This is a genomic window from Chryseobacterium sp. YR221 (assembly GCF_900176315.1).
Taxonomy (GTDB): Bacteria; Bacteroidota; Bacteroidia; order Flavobacteriales; family Weeksellaceae; genus Chryseobacterium; species Chryseobacterium rhizosphaerae.
Genome location: NZ_FWXM01000002.1, coordinates 490,804 through 509,543, shown reverse-complemented (window position 1 = coordinate 509,543; position 18,740 = coordinate 490,804). Strand labels below are relative to the sequence as shown.

Annotated in this window: 15 protein-coding genes; 5 read left to right on the top strand and 10 right to left on the bottom strand. The window is 36.5% G+C overall.

Features of this window, described 5'->3' with window-relative positions:
* Positions 1-17 precede the first annotated feature (17 nt).
* Both B8967_RS07305 and thrA read right to left on the bottom strand, forming a co-directional pair.
* Entirely contained in the window at positions 18-944 is a 927-nt protein-coding gene (locus tag B8967_RS07305) for a homoserine kinase (RefSeq protein WP_084085452.1), read from the bottom strand.
* Between the two features lie 12 nt (positions 945-956).
* Positions 957-3,407, bottom strand: coding sequence for a bifunctional aspartate kinase/homoserine dehydrogenase I (gene thrA, locus B8967_RS07300; protein ID WP_084085450.1), 2,451 nt, complete (start codon positions 3,405-3,407; stop codon positions 957-959).
* 343 nt (positions 3,408-3,750) lie between these two features.
* Here thrA and B8967_RS22295 point away from each other — a divergent pair, with 343 nt between their 5' ends.
* Positions 3,751-3,945 (top strand): bacteriocin-like protein, encoded by a 195-nt coding sequence (locus tag B8967_RS22295; RefSeq protein ID WP_123863365.1) that lies wholly within the window; start codon positions 3,751-3,753, stop codon positions 3,943-3,945.
* Positions 3,946-4,008: 63 nt separating this feature from the next.
* Complete coding sequence (locus B8967_RS22425) at positions 4,009-4,179, top strand: hypothetical protein (protein WP_157969924.1); 171 nt, start codon at positions 4,009-4,011, stop codon at positions 4,177-4,179.
* Positions 4,180-4,497: 318 nt separating this feature from the next.
* Here the strand turns inward: B8967_RS22425 and nadA are convergent, their stop codons facing one another.
* From nadA to B8967_RS07280, 3 genes are all read right to left on the bottom strand, one after another.
* Positions 4,498-5,517, bottom strand: a complete 1,020-nt coding sequence (gene nadA, locus B8967_RS07290; protein WP_047490272.1) for a quinolinate synthase NadA — start codon at positions 5,515-5,517, stop codon at positions 4,498-4,500.
* 111 nt (positions 5,518-5,628) lie between these two features.
* On the bottom strand, positions 5,629-6,195 hold the full coding sequence (gmk, locus tag B8967_RS07285) for a guanylate kinase (RefSeq protein WP_047490274.1): 567 nt from the start codon (positions 6,193-6,195) through the stop codon (positions 5,629-5,631).
* Positions 6,196-6,268: 73 nt separating this feature from the next.
* Positions 6,269-7,126: a YicC family protein gene (locus B8967_RS07280; RefSeq protein ID WP_047490278.1), complete on the bottom strand. Its 858-nt coding sequence runs from the start codon at positions 7,124-7,126 to the stop codon at positions 6,269-6,271.
* Between the two features lie 94 nt (positions 7,127-7,220).
* On the opposite strand from B8967_RS07280, the gene miaA reads away from it, so the two are divergent.
* Positions 7,221-8,138 (top strand): tRNA (adenosine(37)-N6)-dimethylallyltransferase MiaA, encoded by a 918-nt coding sequence (miaA, locus tag B8967_RS07275; protein ID WP_084085446.1) that lies wholly within the window; start codon positions 7,221-7,223, stop codon positions 8,136-8,138.
* A gap of 198 nt (positions 8,139-8,336) precedes the next feature.
* On the opposite strand, the gene B8967_RS07270 is transcribed toward miaA, so the two are convergent.
* The 4 genes from B8967_RS07270 to B8967_RS07255 form a co-directional block, all read right to left on the bottom strand.
* Positions 8,337-9,749, bottom strand: a complete 1,413-nt coding sequence (locus B8967_RS07270) for an efflux transporter outer membrane subunit (RefSeq protein ID WP_084085444.1) — start codon at positions 9,747-9,749, stop codon at positions 8,337-8,339.
* Between the two features lie 198 nt (positions 9,750-9,947).
* Complete coding sequence (locus B8967_RS07265; RefSeq protein ID WP_084085442.1) at positions 9,948-13,130, bottom strand: efflux RND transporter permease subunit; 3,183 nt, start codon at positions 13,128-13,130, stop codon at positions 9,948-9,950.
* Positions 13,131-13,169: 39 nt separating this feature from the next.
* Positions 13,170-14,330, bottom strand: a complete 1,161-nt coding sequence (locus B8967_RS07260; protein ID WP_047490292.1) for an efflux RND transporter periplasmic adaptor subunit — start codon at positions 14,328-14,330, stop codon at positions 13,170-13,172.
* A gap of 357 nt (positions 14,331-14,687) precedes the next feature.
* Entirely contained in the window at positions 14,688-15,284 is a 597-nt protein-coding gene (locus B8967_RS07255; RefSeq protein ID WP_047490295.1) for a TetR/AcrR family transcriptional regulator, read from the bottom strand.
* A gap of 320 nt (positions 15,285-15,604) precedes the next feature.
* On the opposite strand from B8967_RS07255, the gene B8967_RS07250 reads away from it, so the two are divergent.
* On the top strand, positions 15,605-16,159 hold the full coding sequence (locus B8967_RS07250; protein WP_047490298.1) for a thioredoxin family protein: 555 nt from the start codon (positions 15,605-15,607) through the stop codon (positions 16,157-16,159).
* A gap of 322 nt (positions 16,160-16,481) precedes the next feature.
* Here the strand turns inward: B8967_RS07250 and B8967_RS07245 are convergent, their stop codons facing one another.
* Complete coding sequence (locus tag B8967_RS07245) at positions 16,482-17,387, bottom strand: AraC family transcriptional regulator (protein ID WP_084085440.1); 906 nt, start codon at positions 17,385-17,387, stop codon at positions 16,482-16,484.
* A gap of 123 nt (positions 17,388-17,510) precedes the next feature.
* Between B8967_RS07245 and B8967_RS07240 the strand changes: the two genes are divergently transcribed.
* Positions 17,511-18,740, top strand: coding sequence for an MFS transporter (locus B8967_RS07240; protein ID WP_084085877.1), 1,230 nt, complete (start codon positions 17,511-17,513; stop codon positions 18,738-18,740).

The window sequence follows — 18,740 nt, the reverse complement described above, 5'->3', positions numbered from 1 at the left end:
ATGATCTTCTCTATTAATTATGCTTCTTCAATTATTTCAATACCCGATGGGTTTATTTTGGATACATACACCAAACTTTCAATCTTCGTGTCATCATAGACAGACTTCATCATCCCGGCAATTTCCTCTGCAGTTTCTTTTTTCTCTACCAGCATAAAAATAGAAGGTCCGGATCCTGAAATTCCACCTCCCAAGGCACCTATTTCTATACTTTTCATTTTAATTTCATCAAACTTTGGAATTAAAATACTCCTGACAGGTTCTATAATGACATCATTAAGACTTCTGCCAATAAGAGAAAAATCATTCTTCTGAATCCCGGCTATTAACCCGGCGATGTTTCCCCATTGCTCAACAGCACTTTTTAAAGAGATATTTTTCTTTAAGATTTGTCGCGAGTCCGATGTTTTTACTTCAACCTGAGGATGTACAGCGGCTACAAAAAGCTCAGGAGTATTCAACGGGATGATGTCGAGAGGATGGGTGGATTTTACCAATGTGATCCCACCGTAAATGCAAGGGGCAATATTGTCTGCGTGACGTACTCCCGAAGCAAGTTCTTCTCCAAACATGGCAAAATGAATCATCTCATCCGCAGATAATATATTTCCTAGTAATGCATTGGCTCCAAAGGCGGCTCCGGCGGCACTTGCCGCACTGGAGCCGAGGCCGCTTCCCGGTTTTATATGTTTACGGATAATGACTTCAAAGCCATGAGAAAGGTTAAAATGTTCCTGAATTTTAAGCAATACAATACCTGCTACATTTTTTGAAGGTTCTTCAGGAAGTCCGAAAAGGTCTTCATGGTGTATCATAATTTCGGGAGAATCCCATATTCTCAGTTCCATTTCGTCATAGGGGGCATGGACGGCCATTCCTAAAATATCAAATCCACAAACCAGATTGGCTACTGTAGCGGGTATTCTTAATCGTATTTTTTTCATAATTTCTGTTTTTTAAATTGAGCGCATAATATCTGCAAAAACACCGCTTGCTGTTACTTCAGCTCCAGCCCCGGCTCCTTTTACCACCAATGGCTGTTCGGAATATCGTAATGTTTTAAAAATGACTATATTATCTTTTCCGTAAAGATGGAATAAATCGCTTTCCGGAGCAACATGCTGTAAACCTACATTTGCTTTTCCATTTTTAAACTCGGCAGTATATTTTAAAATTTTGCCGGCTTTGCGGGACTCATTAAACAAGTTTTTAAAATGGTCTTCATATTCAGTAAGTTTTTTATAAAAATCTTCTACACTTCCCTGCATGCATTCTTCAGGAAGAAAACCGGTGTTTTCAATTTCTTCAAATTGAAGCGGATATCCGGCTTCTCTGGCGAGGATTAAAATCTTGCGGGCTACATCAGTTCCTGAAAGATCCAATCGGGGATCAGGTTCTGTGTATCCTTCTTTCTGAGCCTGTGCAACCACTTCAGAGAAAGTTCTGCTTCCATCGTAATTATTAAATACAAAATTTAATGTTCCGCTGAGTACGGCTTGAATTGAGGTGATTTTGTCTCCACTCTTGATCAGGTCACTGATGGTTCCGATAACCGGAAGCCCGGCTCCCACATTCGTTTCAAAGTAGAAATTACAGCGGTGGTTTCTTGCTGTATTCTTTAATGTTTTATAAGTCTCAAAATCTGATGAAGCTGCTATTTTATTGCAGGCAACAATAGTAATGCTCCTTTTTAGCAGGCTTTCATAGACTTCCGGGATTTTAGAGCTCGCTGTAACATCTACGAAAACAGAATTCCGAAGATTACGGGATATAATTTCCTCTGCGAACTTTTGAGCCGAAGCTTCTTCACCCTGCTCTTTCCATTCCGAATATTCTTCCTGGCTGATTCCCTGATCTGAAAATATCATATGACGGCTATTGGACAGTCCGGCAATTCTTAAATTGATCAGGAAATGTTCTCTCAGATATTGATTTTGATTATAAATCTGCTGTATCAGTTTGGAACCTACATTACCTGTTCCACAGATATACAGGTGGATTTGTTTTATTTCGGATTCAAAGAATTCTTCATGAAGGATATTGACTGTTTTCTTTGCATCAGTTTCTGAGATGACAATACTGATGTTTCTTTCTGAAGATCCCTGTGCAATAGCTCTGATATTGATGCCATTATTTCCTAGGCATCCGAACATTTTAGCACTTACGCCACTTCTACTTTTCATATTTTCTCCTACCAGGGCAATAATAGAAAGCCCGGACTCTATCTTTACCGGAGTAACCCTTTTTAGATTAATATCATCTGCAAAAGAAGAATTAATGGCATTTTCTGCATAAAAAATATCCTTTTCATTAATGGCTATAGTGATAGAATGTTCCGAAGAACCCTGGGTAATAAGAATGATATTAATCTTTTCATGGCTCAAACATTGGAATAGCTTTGCGGAAATTCCCGGAATACCTACCATTCCGCTTCCTTCTAAAGTAAGCAAGGCAATAGCACTCATGTTCGATATTCCTACCGCAATGGGTTTTTCATCATTCTCCGAAGCTGCCAGATGATGGGAAACCAATGTTCCCCGGGCATCAGGGTCAAAAGTATTTTTGATTTTAAGATCGATATTTTTTGCCATGACAGGCTGTATGGAAGGTGGGTATAACACTTTAGCCCCGAAATGGGAGAGTTCCATGGCTTCATGATAGGAGATTTCAGCAATAGGCTTTGCATGGGATGCCAAACGGGGGTCAGCAGTCATCATTCCACTTACATCTGTCCATATCTGAAGTTCTTCTGCCTGAAGGGCTGCAGCTATAATAGATGCCGTGTAATCGGAACCACCGCGTCCCAATGTTGTCATATTATTTTTTTCATCACGGGCAATAAAGCCAGGACAGATAATGATTTGATTTTGATTTTCGTTGAAGTATTTTTTTAGATTGTTTTCTGTACTGTCGAAATATACTTTTGCATTTGTAAAACTGCTGTCTGTTCTGATCAGTTCTGCAGAATTCATCCACAGACAGTCTAATCCTTGAGTCTGAAATCTTGCAGCAATAATATTTGAAGATAAAAACTCTCCATATGAAGCTATTTTATCTTTGATTCTCAGGGTGAATTCACCTAATACAAAAATACTGTTATAGAGATCTTCCAGATCATTAAAATGTTTTTTAACAAAACTTAACCACGAACTTTGGTCTAAAACCGGGATGAGCTCTTTGACCAGGATTAAATGTTTCTCTTCAATGTTTTTGATAAGCTGTAGGTAATTTTCATTTTTTTGAGAGGCATATTCGGCTGCTTTAATCAGATGATCCGTTACACCGTGAAGAGCAGATACTACCACAACAGTTCTACCTTGTAAAGATTCTTTTTTTACAATATTTTCTACCAGCAAGATATTTTGGGAATTGGCGACGGATGTTCCGCCAAATTTTAAAATTTTCATCAATTAATTATTTAAGGTTGGATAAAACGAAATGTTTACTCTTTAAAAAAAGAGTACAGGTACCGGAAATAATATGTGAAAATTTACCCCGTTATGGGGTAGTTGTTGTAGTTGTAAATGTAGAAACAGAAGACATGCCTGAAATAGGTAATTTCAGAGCAGAAATATCAGATATGTTTCTTAATAAGTTCATTTACCAGACAAATGTACAAATTATTTTGAAATGGCAAATTATTTTAAATAATATCTTATTAATTCCTTTTATAGAGAAATATTTGTTAAAAAATTAGATTTAACTGATTAAAAATCTTACTTTTAGCGTATTAACCATAATAAAATAAACATGAGAAACTTAAAAAAAATCAACAGACAAAACTTAAAGTCTGTGAATGGTGGAGGTATAGGTCCTTGTAATGAATTCTGCCCAGATGGACCGTACGGACCTGACCAGCCAAAATCCTGTGGTGATTATCACGGTTTGCCTGAATGCTGCAAAAAGAGAGTTCTGGTAAGCTATGAATGCTTTGATCCCCGTTAAGGCAACATAAGAATAGTACTTTATTTTTATATATCTTTTTTACAATCATTAAATTAAAACAATATGAAAACAATTAAAAAATTATCCAGAGACGAGAAAAAAATGATTAATGGTGGCGCAACACAAATCCAGATTGAAGCATGTGGTGGTGAGCAGTTTGTATGTTTCATGGGAGGAGGTAGATGGGGATGCTGGCTAAAACCCGGAGGAAAATGTTATGCTCCTATGTTGTAAAAAAAAATATGGAAAGCTTAATCTATTAAACGAATATCATATGAAAAAGTTAACAAGGAATACCCTGAAGAATATTAAAGGTGCCGATTCATCTATTTGTGCTGGGTGTCCCACTCAAAATAAGTATGGTCCGGGACCTGAATACAATCAAACTTGTGATAATTATTTTGCCTTACCAGAATATTGCAAAGAGAGGAATTGTGTAAGAGTAAGCATTTATTGTTTTGGAGATTGGTAACTGAGAACTGATTTTAATTATGATCTCCAGATGGACACTAACGAATATAAAAAAAGCACTGTGAAAACAGTGCTTTTTGTTTATTTTATGCTTTTTGAAAGATCAAGCATAGCCTCAATAGGCTTCAGTGCTCTTAACCTTAATTCTTCGTCGATAAGAATTTCCGGAAGTTCATATTTCATACACAAATATAGTTTTTCCATTGTATTGCGCTTCATATAGAAACATTCTGAACAGTTACAGCTTTCATCGAAAACTAGTGCCGGAATTAATTCTTTGTGAGGTGCACGTTTTCTCATTTCATGCAGAATTCCTTCTTCTGTAGCAATAATGAACTTCTGACAGTCATCTTTTTCTACATAATTCAATAAGGCAGAAGTAGAACCAATAAAGTGAGCCAGTTTTAATACGGCTTCTTCACTTTCCGGGTGTGCTATTAATTTGGCATCAGGATTATCTGCTAATTGCTGGGCAATTCTCTCCATTGAGAATGCTTCGTGCACTACACAGCTTCCATCCCAAAGGATCATATCTCTGCCGGTTTTCTTAGATAAATATCTTCCTAAGTTTTTATCCGGAGCAAAAATAATAGGTCTGTCTGTAGGTAATGCTTCAATAACGGTTTCTGCATTTGAACTCGTTACAATGATATCACTTTCAGCTTTTGTCTCTGCATTACAGTTGATGTAAGTTGCAATTAAAGCATTGGGATGCTGCTCACGCATTTTTCTCAATCCTTCTCCGGAACATCCGTCTGCTAAAGAGCATCCCGCCATAGTGTCAGGAAGAACTACTTTTTTAGTTGGGTTCAGGATTTTAGCTGCTTCTGCCATGAAGTGTACTCCACAGAATACAATCATATCAGCATTTGTATCTTTTGCCTGTCTTGCCAGCTGTAAAGAATCTCCAAGGAAATCAGCAATATCCTGAATTTCTCCCGGTTGGTAGTAATGGGCAAGAATAACAGCATTCTTTTCTTCTTTGAGTTTAAGAATGGCTTTTACCAATTCTTCACCCTGAGGAATTGCTATATCTTTTATATCCAGAAATCCTCTTACAGGAATTGCAGATTTAGCTTTTTCTAATGTTTCGGTACTCATATCAACCTCAATTTTTTTCTTTATAGAAGGTAGAGGCTAGAAATTAGAGGTTAGATTTTTAGTCTGTTAAAAGATATTCACATGTTTAAACTAACTTCTAATGTCTAACTTCTAGTTACTTTCTATAAAACTTTTTATTAAACTTTCTATTTCTATTTTAGCTTGGTCAAGATCACTGTTGATGACGATTTTGTCAAAATCCTTTGCATAAGACATTTCTTCTTCTGCCTTTTCTACACGGGTTTTGATGGTTTCAGCATCATCTGTATTTCTTGAAATCAATCTTCGTTCCAATTCTTCAATGGAAGGGGGTTCTATAAAAATGGATAATGCTTTCTCGCCAAAATATTTTTTTAAAGAAATTCCTCCTTTTACATCTACATCAAAAATAACAACTTTTCCCTGATTCCAGATTTTTTCTACTTCAGATTTTAAAGTACCGTAATATTTATCAGTATATACTTCTTCATATTCTACAAAAGCTTCTTCTGCTATTTTCTGTCTGAACTGATCAGGAGTTAAAAAATGATAATCTACTGCATGAACTTCACTTCCTCTCGGTTGTCTTGTTGTACAGGAAATTGAAAACTTCAGCTCCGGAAATGTTTCCAAAGAATGCTTTACCAATGTAGTTTTTCCGCTCCCTGATGGTGCTGAAAATATAATTACTTTATCCATTTAGATTTTTAGAGATTTTTAGATGAGAGACACGAGACCAAAATCTCTTATCTCATGTCTATAGGTCTATCGTCTATAATACGTTTAACGTCTGTTCTTTAATTTTTTCCAAGTCATCTTTCATCATAACCACAAGCTTCTGAATTTGGGCATGATTGGCTTTTGAACCTAATGTATTGATCTCTCTTCCGATTTCCTGAGAAATAAAGCCCAGTTTTTTTCCATTGAAAGATTCGTTGTCCATTACTTCTTTATAATATTTCAAGTGTTGGGTAAGTCTTACTTTTTCTTCTGAAATATCAAGTTTCTCTGTGAAGTATGCCATTTCCTGATAGAAACGTGTTTCATCTACATTTTCAAATTCTTTCAAAGATTTCTGATAACGTTCTTTCACACTAACAATTCTTTCTTCTTCAAATGGAATCACTTCCCCAAGATATTTATCAATATTCTGGATATTTCTGTTTAATTCTTCATGTAAAATGCTTCCTTCAGTTTTTCTGAATTCTTCAAAACGGTCTATGGCTGCACTGACAATTTTCGCCAAAGCTTCCCATTCCCCTTCTGTAAGTTCATCAGGTCTTGAGGTGATGGCATCAGGAAGTCGTACTGCCATTTTAAGGTATTCATAGTCAGGTCCGTCTGATGCAATGGTCTTAAGCTCATTGATGTATGAATCAATTAAATTTTTATTGATTTTTACATCATTGGACTCTTCCAGATTCTCCAGATTAACGTAGCAGTCTACCTTTCCACGGATAATTCTATCGTTAAGAATTTTTCTGATTTCAAATTCTTTTTCTTTATAACGTAAAGGAATCTTGATATTTAAATCAAAGCTCTTGCTGTTCAATGATTTAATATCTATTGTTATTTTTTTTCCTTCAAAAACACCTTCGGCTCTACCGAAGCCAGTCATTGATAAAATCATAGTTTTTTATTGTTCTACAAAGATAAACATTTAAATTAGCACTGTGAAATCTGTAAAGATTACATCTGACCGATAAAATAATGAATGTGAACTGATGAAAAATTTGATTTCTGTAGTAGGACCCACCGGAATTGGTAAAACGAGATTGGCTATTGACCTGGCTCAATATTTCAATACAGAGATTATTTCCTGTGATTCCAGACAGTTTTTTAAAGAAATGAAAATAGGGACAGCTTCTCCTTCTGAAGAGGAACTGGCTGAAGCTCCTCATCATTTTATAGGGAATCTTTCCGTGGAAGAATACTATTCTATCGGGCAATATGAAGAAGACGCTTTGCAAAAACTCAATGAACTTTTTAAAGATCATGACACCGTAATTTTAGTTGGTGGTAGTATGATGTATGAAAAAGCCGTGATTGAAGGCTTGAACGATTTACCGGAAGCTGATAGTGAAAATCAGGAAAAACTTCAGGTCATAATGGATCAGGAAGGCATAGAAAAACTTCAGGCCATTTTAAAAGAGCTGGATCCGGAATATTTTGAGGTGGTAGATATTCACAATCACCGAAGGCTTCTTCGTGCTATTGATGTGATCTGGCAAACCGGGAAAAAATATTCTGAACATATAGCTGTTTCCCAGGACTCCAGAGATTTTAATGTGATTCGTATTGGAATAGAAGCTCCAAGAGAGGAATTATATGACAGAATCAACCGCAGGGTAGATATAATGATGGAGAAAGGTCTGCTGGATGAGGTGAAAGGCTTGGAAAAGTTCAAAGGTCTGACAGCTTTAAATACGGTAGGCTATGCCGAATTATTTAAATACTTTGACGGGGAATGGGATCTTGATTTTGCTGTTTCTGAGATTAAAAAGAACAGCCGAAGGTATGCTAAACGTCAATTAACCTGGTATAGAAAAGCGGATGATATCCATTATGTACAATTAGGCTATTCTCACCAGGACTTTGAAAATCTCCTTCAATGGATTAATGACAGTTTCAGAAATAAATAATTTTACTATAAGCTTTCAAAATTTTGATTTCTATGGAATAACATAGGGTATGTTTAAATTACGAATCCAGTGTGTCATTCCGAAGGAATCAAAATTAATATTTGAGTGTAATTAGTTTTAAATTTCACTTCTTACCACCCCGTAAGCAAAAAAAATGCGGCCCCATAAGAACCGCACTTAACAATATAATTTAATTTACTACTTCCAACCACCACCTAGCGCTCTGTATAAATCTACAATGCTGCTTAATCTCTGTCTTTTAATGGAAGCCAGATTCAGCTCTGCCTGAAGTGAGTTGCCCTGAGCAGTGATTACTTCAAGATAATTGGCTGAACCTCCTCTATAAAGAAGCTGTGCACTTTTAATTCCGTCTTTTAATGTCGTAGACTGTTCCGTTGCTTTTTGTTCCTGAATTTTTAAATTTTCATTAGAAACCAAAGCATCAGAAACTTCACCCACAGCATTCAATACCGATTGACGGAAAGCCAGAACATTTTTCTCTCTTTGAATTTTGGCTACTTCCAGATCTGTTTTCAGCTGTCTTTTCTGGAAAATGGGTTGTGTAATTCCTCCTAAAACAGATCCGAATAATGATGCCGGAATCTGAAACCAATTATCAAATTTGAATGAATTGACCCCTCCGTTTGCTGTAATCTTTAATGCAGGATACATATTGGCTTGTGCAATTCCTACAAAAGCATTGGACTCCAGTAGAACAAGTTCCTGCTGACGAACATCCGGTCTGCGGCTTACCATAGCGGCCGGAAGTCCTGTTGTAATATCCTGTGGTAAAGAGGTATCAACCATTTCAATCGTTCTGTTTACTTTATTAGGAATTTCTCCTACCAGAATACTTAATGCATTTTCCTGAATAGCAATATTCTGTTCCAATTGAGAAATAAGAAGTTCCGTTGCCTGCTTCTGAGCAGCAGACTGTTGTACTCCTAAAGAAGTTGTATCACCACTTTCCCACATTTTCTGTGTAATCAGTAATGTATTGCTGCTTAATTCCAGATTGGATTTTGCAATGGCCAGTTGTTTATCAAGCATTAAGAGATTATAATATCCCTGGGCAATAGCTGCTACAACCTGGGTCTGGATAGCTTTTGAACCTTCATAAGTTTGCAGATACTGCATTCTTGAAACTTCCTGCTGGTTTTTGATTTTCCCCCAAATATCAGCTTCCCAGGAAAGGTTGAATGCTGCATTGTAATCCTCAACATGGCTCTGTCCTAAAAATACATTTAAGCTTTGCCCGTTCATACTGTTTTCGGATGGTTTAGAAATCTGACCGGTCACTCCAAAACCTACATCAGGATATTGCATATATTTTGCCTGTTTCAATTTTTCCTGTGAAGCAGCAACCTGTTTTAATGCAATTTGAAGATCATAATTATTTTTAATTCCTTTTTCAATTAAGCCTTGTAAGATAGGATCACTGAAAAATTCTTTCCATTCCAGGTTGGCAATACTTGCCGTATCAGCTGTTGCTGTATACTGGAATTTTTCCGGAAGCGGAAGGTCCGGCTCCGTGTATGCCAGTTTTGACACACACGAAACAGAGCCTAAAGCCAGCGCAAATGTTAATATAATATTTTTTACTCTTTTCATTGTTTTTGTTTAATAGGCTTTTAATGGATACCAAATGGTAAGAGGTATAGGTCTATTTTCCACAGCTTACTCAGATGACTGTTTTTCATGTAGAAAATATTTGATTTCAAAACTTACATGTGTAAAGTTTATAATTTAAAATCACCAAGTGTAAAACCTTTTGTGACTTCTATACCCCTTAAGATTTGTAAATAATTTTTAATGAGCAGCTGTTAAAGCCTGCTCTTGCTGTAGCTTTTTCTGAAGCCTTTTCTTTTTTCTGCTTGGCATTTTTTCATGCAGATATTGGAAAATCACATACATTACCGGGATAATGAAAATTCCGAAAATAACTCCTGTAAGCATTCCTCCTACAGTACTGTAACCAATAGAGTGATTTCCTTTTGCAGAAGCACCCTGTGTCCACACTAATGGAAGCATACCCACGATAAAGGCAAAAGAGGTCATCAAGATGGGTCTTAAACGTAATCTTGAAGCCTGAAGAGCTGATTCAATCAGTGATTTTCCTGCATTTCTTCTCTGAACAGCAAATTCTACGATCAGGATGGCATTTTTAGCCAAAAGCCCTACAAGCATGATGAGTCCTACCTGTACATAAATATTATTATCAATTCCAGCTAATCCTGTGAAGGCAAATACTCCAAATACTCCCGTAGGAATGGTAAGGATAATGGCAAACGGAAGAATATAACTTTCATATTGTGCTGCCAACAGGAAGTATACAAAGAGAATACTTAAAAGGAAGATAAATACTGTTTGTCCGCCTGTTTTAATCTCTTCACGGGTAATTCCTGTCCATTCATAACCATAGCCTCTAGGAAGGGATTTCTGAGCAACCTCTTCTACCGCTTTAATGGCATCACCGGTACTGTATCCCGGTTTTGGTGTTCCGTTAATCGTTACCGCATTGAAAAGGTTATTTCTTGTTACCGTTTCAGGTCCAAAAGTTCTTTTTAAAGTAACCAATGTCTTAGCAGGAACCATTTCTCCGGATTTATTCTTTACATAAATTCCTTCTAAAGAATTAATGTCCGTACGATAAGGAATATCTGCCTGTGCCATTACTCTGTAGTATTTACCAAACCTGTTAAAGTCTGAAACAAAGCTACTTCCGTAATAAATCTGCATAGTCTGCATCAATTCGGTGATAGACACTCCAAGCTGATTGGCTTTATCTGCATCTACATCAATAGTATACTGTGGGTTTCCGGCAGCATATGTAGTAAATGCAAATGCAATTTCCGGGCGTTTCATCAATTCTCCAATGAATGCCTGTGTGGTGGTTCCCAACTGTTCAAAAGAACTGTTTGTCTTATCCTGAAGCATGAATTCAAAACCGGAAACGTTACCAAAACCTTGTACAGTAGGGAAGTTGAAGAAGAATGCATTGGCATCTTTTACCTGGCTCACCTTTCCTGTCAGTGCTGCAGCAATCTGATCTGGATCTTTCATATCACCACGTTTGTCATAATCCTTAAGTTTAATGAAACCTGCAGAATATGGAGAGGCATTGGCATTACTGATGAAGTTCATTCCGTCTGCTACCCAAAGGTGATTGGTTGCCTTTTCACCGTTAATGATTTTATCGATCTGGGTTGTAGCGTTGTGCGTTCTTTCCAGTGAACTTCCCGGAGGAGTATTTACTGCATATAATACGAATCCCTGGTCTTCTGTCGGAATAAATCCTGAAGGTGCTTTTTTAATCAGGAAAATACTTACCGCTGTAATAAGGACAAGGCCTCCTACTGCTACCCATTTATTTTTAATTAAAAATTTAAGGCTGTAAATATATTTTCTGGTCATATTGTTAAAGCTCACGTTGAATGCATTGAAGAATCTTGCTCCAAAGCCTTTTTTATGACCATGCTCACCATGTTCACCCTGAGGATCATTTAAGAACATGGCACATAAAGCGGGGCTTAATGTTAATGCATTTACTGCAGAAATCAGGATGGCAATTGCCAGAGTGAAGGCAAACTGTCTGTAAAACACCCCTGCCGGTCCCTGCATGAATCCTACGGGAATAAACACAGCACACATTACCAGTGTAATGGAAATAATAGCGCCGGAAATTTCACTCATGGAATTCATGGTAGCTTGCTCCACGGGCATTCCTGTCTGTTCCATTTTAGAATGGACGGCTTCCACTACTACAATGGCGTCATCCACTACAATACCGATGGCTAATACCAACGCAAATAATGTAAGCATATTGATACTGAAACCGAACAATTGCAGGAAGAAAAAGGTTCCGATAATCGCAACCGGTACTGCAATAGCTGGTATAAGTGTAGATCTGAAATCCTGAAGGAAAATATACACCACAATAAATACCAGAATGAAAGCGATCACTAACGTTTCAACAACCTGATGAATAGAAGCATCCAAAAAGTCCTTGGAATTATACATGATAATTGGTTTTACCCCTTTTGGCAGGGTAGTACTCAATACATCAACCTGTTTTTCAATTTCTGTCAGGATCTCATTGGCATTAGAACCTGCAGTTTGTAAAATAGCAAACCCAGCAACCGGTTTTCCGTCTACTCTGTTTGTTGCGGTATAGGTATAAGAACCAAATTCTACTCTTGCAACATCTTTTAATCTCAGGAATGATCCGTCATTATTCGCTTTAATGGCAATACCTTCGTAATCTTCATTTTTGTTCAGCTTTCCTTTATATTTAAGGATATACTCATACGTTTCCTTACTTCCCTGCCCAAGACGACCTGGAGCAGCTTCAAGGTTGTGATCTTTGATTGCTGCAAGAACTTCCTGTGGAGAAAGATTGTTGGCTGCCAGTCTATCTGGTTTCAGCCAGATTCTCATGGAATAATCTCTTGTTCCGAATACCTGGGCCTGTGCTACTCCCGGAATACGTTGTATTTGGGGAATGACGTTGATCTTCAGGTAATTTTGTAAGAAAAGTTCGTCGTATTGTTTCGGATCATCACTGGTAAGTCCCATAAACATTATCATACTGTTTTGAACTTTCTGTGTTGAAATTCCGGCCTGTACTACTTCCTGAGGAAGCTGACTCATTGCTTTTGATACACGGTTCTGTACGTTTACTGCTGCATTATCAGCATCAGCTCCCTGTTTGAAGAAAACGCTCAGTGTCATGGTTCCGTCGTTACTGGAATTGGAGGTCATATAAGTCATGTTCTCAACTCCGTTCACCGCTTCCTCAATTGGGGTTGCTACAGAACGGGCCACTACTTCAGCATTCGCTCCCGGATAAAAAGCCGTTACCTGTACACTTGGAGGTGCAATATCCGGAAAGAGGGCAATCGGTAAATTAAAGAGAGACAAGGCTCCCAATAATAGAAGTATTATGGAGATGACCGTTGAAAGTACCGGTCTTTCTATAAATTGTTTTAACATAAGAAGTTTATTTTTTTAAGTCTTCTGTATTCAGGATATTTATAAAGGTTTTGCTTTTAATAAACTGTCAGAAGAAATAGCTTTTGGTTTGATGGAGGCTCCATCTTTCAGGCTGCCGATTCCGGTGAAGACAATTTTTTCTCCGGGAGAAAGCCCTTCAGAAATAAAATAATACCCCTCTGTTTTTCCGGAGATTTTGATAGGTCTTCCGGTCACTTTCTGGTCTTTTCCCATCACATATACATAGGTTTTATCCTGAATTTCAAAAGTAGATTCCTGTGGAATGACTACGGCATTGGAGATAAATTGTGGCATACGTACTCTTCCGGTGTTTCCTGTTCTTAAAGCTCCGTTAGCATTAGGGAAAACGGCACGTACGCTGATCGCTCCGGTTGTTTTATCAAACTGTCCGTCTACAATACTTAATTTTCCTTTTTGAGGATAGATACTGTTATCCGCAATTACCAGTTCTACCAGAGGCATATTTTTCAGTTTCTCTTCTAAAGTGGCACCGGGATATTTATTTTGAAAAGCAATAAAATCCAGTTCGCTTAAAGAGAAGTAAGCATATATTTCGCTGATATCTGACAATAAAGTCAATGGATTAGGATCTGTTCTGGAGATCAGACTTCCTTTTTTATATGGAATCCTTCCGATATAACCGCTTACCGGTGCGGTAATGGTTGTAAATCCTACATTGATTCTTGCGCTTCCTACTGAAGCTTTAGCCTGTGATGCAGCGGCAACCGCCGCTTCGTAGTTGGCTTTTGCTGTTTTAAGCTGTACATCGGAAACTACTTTTGCAGCAACCAATGGCTGAAGTCTGTCGACTTCTACTTTTGCTTTCTGTATATTAGCATGAGCCACTTGGAGGTTGGCTTGTGCCATATTCATCTGTTCACCATAGCTTCTGGAGTCTATTTTAAATAAAGGCTGTCCGGCTCTTACATAAGATCCCTCTTCTACATAAATTCTATCAAGATATCCATCTACCTGAGATCTGATCTCTACGTTGTTTTTTCCTTCTAAAGCGGTAGGTAGTTCCTGATATGTGGTAGCAGGGGAGGTGATAACGGTATAAACCGGAAGTTCAGGTGCTGGCGGTGCGGCATTAGATCCTTCGGCAGCCTTGGTGCAACTCTGTAAAAGAATTATACTTGAGATAAGTACAATAAACTTTGTTTTTCCAGGTATTTTCATTTTGGGTTTAATTTTTTTAATGAAGTGTTAGATTTAAGTAATATTCCTTGTAATAAATGCTGTTTTTTTTCCTAACAGTGTTAATGATTTGTTCAAAAAAAATTACAGAATTTTTAATGTCCGATAAAGTCGAGTGTTCCCATAATTGAATGTTTTAATGTATATAAAGGTGTGAGGTGTAAGTATGTTAATTTTGCTAACAGTGTTAATGTTTAAAGAAAAAATCATTATTTTTACTCATCGAATGGTATCAAATTTTACATAATAATTTTAGTTTTTAATCAGGTTTAAATGAATTAATTAATTTAACTCAGTGTTAAATTTCCTAACGGTGTTAATTTTTGGTTCAAAAAAAATCTATAAAGATTTAATAAAAGACGAAACTGTTTCGTCTAAAGATGATTTATTCATAGTAGATGGAATATCTGCTGTACGCATCATCATAATGGAAATCATTCCGTGAACTGCTGAAAACAGAGCATGAGACATATGACATGCATTATCCGGATTGGATCCGTTTTTCTTGATAATTTCATAGGTACACTCATAGATCATCTCCTGGAAAGATGAAAATTCTTTTTTCATCTGGCCTTTTCCACAGCACTGCATTCCTAAACCAAACATAAGCTGGTAATATTCTTTATTTTTAAAAGCAAAATTCCAGTAAGCATCTACAATAGCCACAAGTTGGTCTTCCGGACTATCGTGTTTCTTCTGAGCTTTTAATAATTCTATATGTAAATTGTGGAAGCCATCTAAAGAAATTTCAAATAAGATAGCCTCTTTATTTTCAAAGTAATCATATACTACCGGTGCACTATATTCAATAGCGTCTGCTATTTTACGCATGGATAGTGAAGCCCAGCCTTCAGTTTTTGCCAATGTGAAAGCAGCCTGCAAAATATTTGCACGGATGGATTCTTTTTCTCTTTGGCGGCGTTCATGTAGGCCCATGATATTTATTTACTAACAGTGTTAGCAAAACTACAAACTTTTAGACATAACTTCCAAATCTTATTTTGATTTTAACATTTAAGGGATGTTGATAGAAGCAGCTCAAAGCTGTAAGAACGGGAGCTAGAGACCACTTTTTGAATGTAATTTAAAAATCTTATAAAAAAATGGATGAAGTGAAAATCAATACAATTGATGATCATGAGTTTTTAAGAGGTATATAACTTCCGTTCTCTATTAAATAAAAATAAAAATGTCTTATTCGGAACTCAGTTTATTAATAAAAGAAATTTTTATCTTTGTGAACAAAGAAATAAGGTATGAATACTCCCTCAAATATGTTGGCATTAGGAACCAAAGCTCCTTTTTTTGAGCTTCCAAACCCATCAAAAACGAATGAAATACAGTCTTTAGAAGATCTGAAAGGCGAAAAAGGTACATTGGTGATCTTCATGTGTAACCACTGTCCATTTGTTCTTCATGTGATCGATAAGATCAATGAGCTATATGAAGATTATAATGATAAAGGAATTGAATTCATTGCCATTAATGCGAATGATATCGAAAAATATCCGGCTGATTCTCCTGAAAAAATGATTGAATTCCAAATTGAAAGAAATTTTGACTTTCCTTATTTGTTTGATGAAAGCCAGGCAGTAGCGAAAGCTTATGAAGCGGCTTGTACACCGGATTTTTATTTCTTTGATGATAAATTGGACCTTATCTACAGAGGTCAGATGGATGATTCAAGACCTGGAAACAATAAAGATGTAACCGGAGAAGATTTAATTATTGCTTTTGAAAATCTTTTGGCTGGTGAAGCACAGGAAGAAATTCAGAGACCAAGCATGGGATGTAATATTAAATGGAAATAAATAAGTTACTGGTTTTTTAATTGCCGGTTCTTATGTATCATGATATAAAGGCTGTTCTTTTTAAGGACAGCTTTTTTATTTTCTCTCAGATTTCTCAGGGGGTATTGTGCTGCTATTATTTTATTCACAGATGTAGCAGGAGCACAATGATAGTAACTTAAATTGTATCACTCTATAACACAAGCATCTGCTAAATCAGCTCAATTTGCGAGAGTTTTTATGTTTGGATTCCTGCGGAATGACAAAGTACGTGGATAAACTAAGCGCAATATTTATCCTTATGGTTTTCCATAAACTGAAAATTACTTTAATAGCAATATTTTTAAAAACTGACTTTACTTTTAACCTGGTTCTCAACCTTCAAGTCCACATTCACATTATTATGAGAATAGTTTTTAATAAACTCTGAAGGCGTTTTTCCTGTATATTTTTTAAACATCCTGTTGAAATACGTCACATTATTAAATCCACAGCTATAGCTGCATTCCGAAATAGTTTTGTCCTGAGCCATCAAAAGACAGGCTTTATTGATCCTGTACCGGTTTACAAACTCTGTAAAAGTAATCTGAGTTGCTTTTTTAAAGAAATTACAGAAAGCCGGTAAGGTAAGGTTCGCGAGTCTGGCTACTTCTTCAATATTAATTTCTTTATCATAATGATGTTCTACATAGGTGAAAATATTTTCCAGTCGGGTTTTATTCTTAGAAATGATGGTGTAGGGCATAATTTCCTTATTTAAAAGCTCATAGTCTTTACATTTAGAAAGTTCAAAAAGAATATCAAGCAGGATTAAATATCTTTTGTAACCTTCAGATTCAAGCATGAGTTTAAGTTTTGGAAGCATTGCTTTTTTTACTTTATGATGAAAGTGAATGCCATATTTTGAAAGCTCCAGTAAGTTTTTAATAGATCTGGCTTCTACTTCCTGTTGGGGAAATTGGAGAATTTCCTCTTTGAACTGAAGTACAATTTCTTCATGAGGATCAATGGAATTTAAGCCAAATCCGGAATGAGGAATATTGGATCCGATAAGGACGAGATCTCCATGGGTATAATTACTTTTATGATAGCCTACATGGCGGGTTCCATTCCCGGAAATGACACAGACCAGTTCAATTTCGGGATGATAATGGTATTCCCATTTGAATTCCGAAATAGGGGAGTTATTGTGAATGGTCCGGAATGAGCTTTTCTCATTGGGAATAACTCTTTCAAAAGTAACTTTCATTTAATTAATCATATTTAATCATTAAAAATACTAATTATATTAATATTGTTCAAATATTGGTTTACTGTGTTAAATTATTGTTAACACAAATGCTTCTATCTTAGCCGACAAGAAATGATCTGGATGAAAAATTTCAATATAAAGGCGGTATTATTTTTAAATTATTTTGTTTTCGCAATTCTTTTGAATTCTGTGGGAACAGTTATTCTGCAGGTTCAGCAGAATTTTGGGATTTCAAAATCGTCTGCCAGTATTTTGGAAGGATTTAAAGATCTTCCGATTGCCATTTGTTCATTCATTCTGGCTTCATTTCTTCCGAAGATCGGGATCAAAAATTCAATGCTGGCTGCTTTATTTATGGTGAGCTGTATGTGTTTTGTCATGCCTTTTGCCAGTGGTTTTTGGATTTTTAAATTATTGTTTGCTATTGTAGGGGTTTCTTTTGCCCTCATCAAAATATCAGTTTTTACATCTATTGGGCTGGTTACAGAAACAGATAAGGAGCATTCCAGTTTTATGGGATTCCTGGAAGGTTTTTTTATGATTGGAGTACTGGCAGGGAATCTTCTGTTCAGTTTATATATCGATGATCATAATCCCCAATCTACCCATTGGCTCAATGTGTATTGGGTATTGGGAGGACTTTCTACGCTTTCCTTTTTGTTTTTATTCTTTTCAAAACTGAACGAAAAGGAGGTGAAAAGTGAGAAAACAGATCTGCTAGGTGATCTAAAAAACAGTGCAAGTTTATTCAGTTATAAAAAAGTACTGTTCTTTTTACTGTGTGCTTTCCTTTTTGTACTGGTGGAGCAGAGTTTTCAAACATGGACACCTACTTTTTATAAAGAGATCTTAAAGGTGCCTACTTCAATGAGCATTCAGGCGGGAGCTGTTTTGGCCGGGGCTTTTGCTTTGGGAAGGTTTTTATCAGGTTTCTTCTCAAAAAAGTTCAGCTGGATTTATGTTGTTTCATTTTGCGTGATAGGTTTTGCGGTAAGTTTACTTTTGGTATTGCCATTAACTCATCATATTCATATTGGTACGGATACCAATTGGTTGAATGCACCACTTGTTGTCTACCTGTTCCCTTTAATGGGTGGATTGCTGGCTCCTATTTATCCCAGTATTAATTCTGTGATTTTGGCTTCAATACCCAAATACTTACACAGTGCCATGTCCGGACTTATTGTTGTGTTTTCAGCAATTGGAGGAACTATAGGCTCAATTATTACCGGTTTTGTATTTCAGGAATTTAGTGGACAGCAGGCATTTTATCTTTCATTAATTCCACTTTCACTCCTGATCACTTCCGCTATTTTCATGAATAAATTAAAAATAAATCCTAAAAAATAA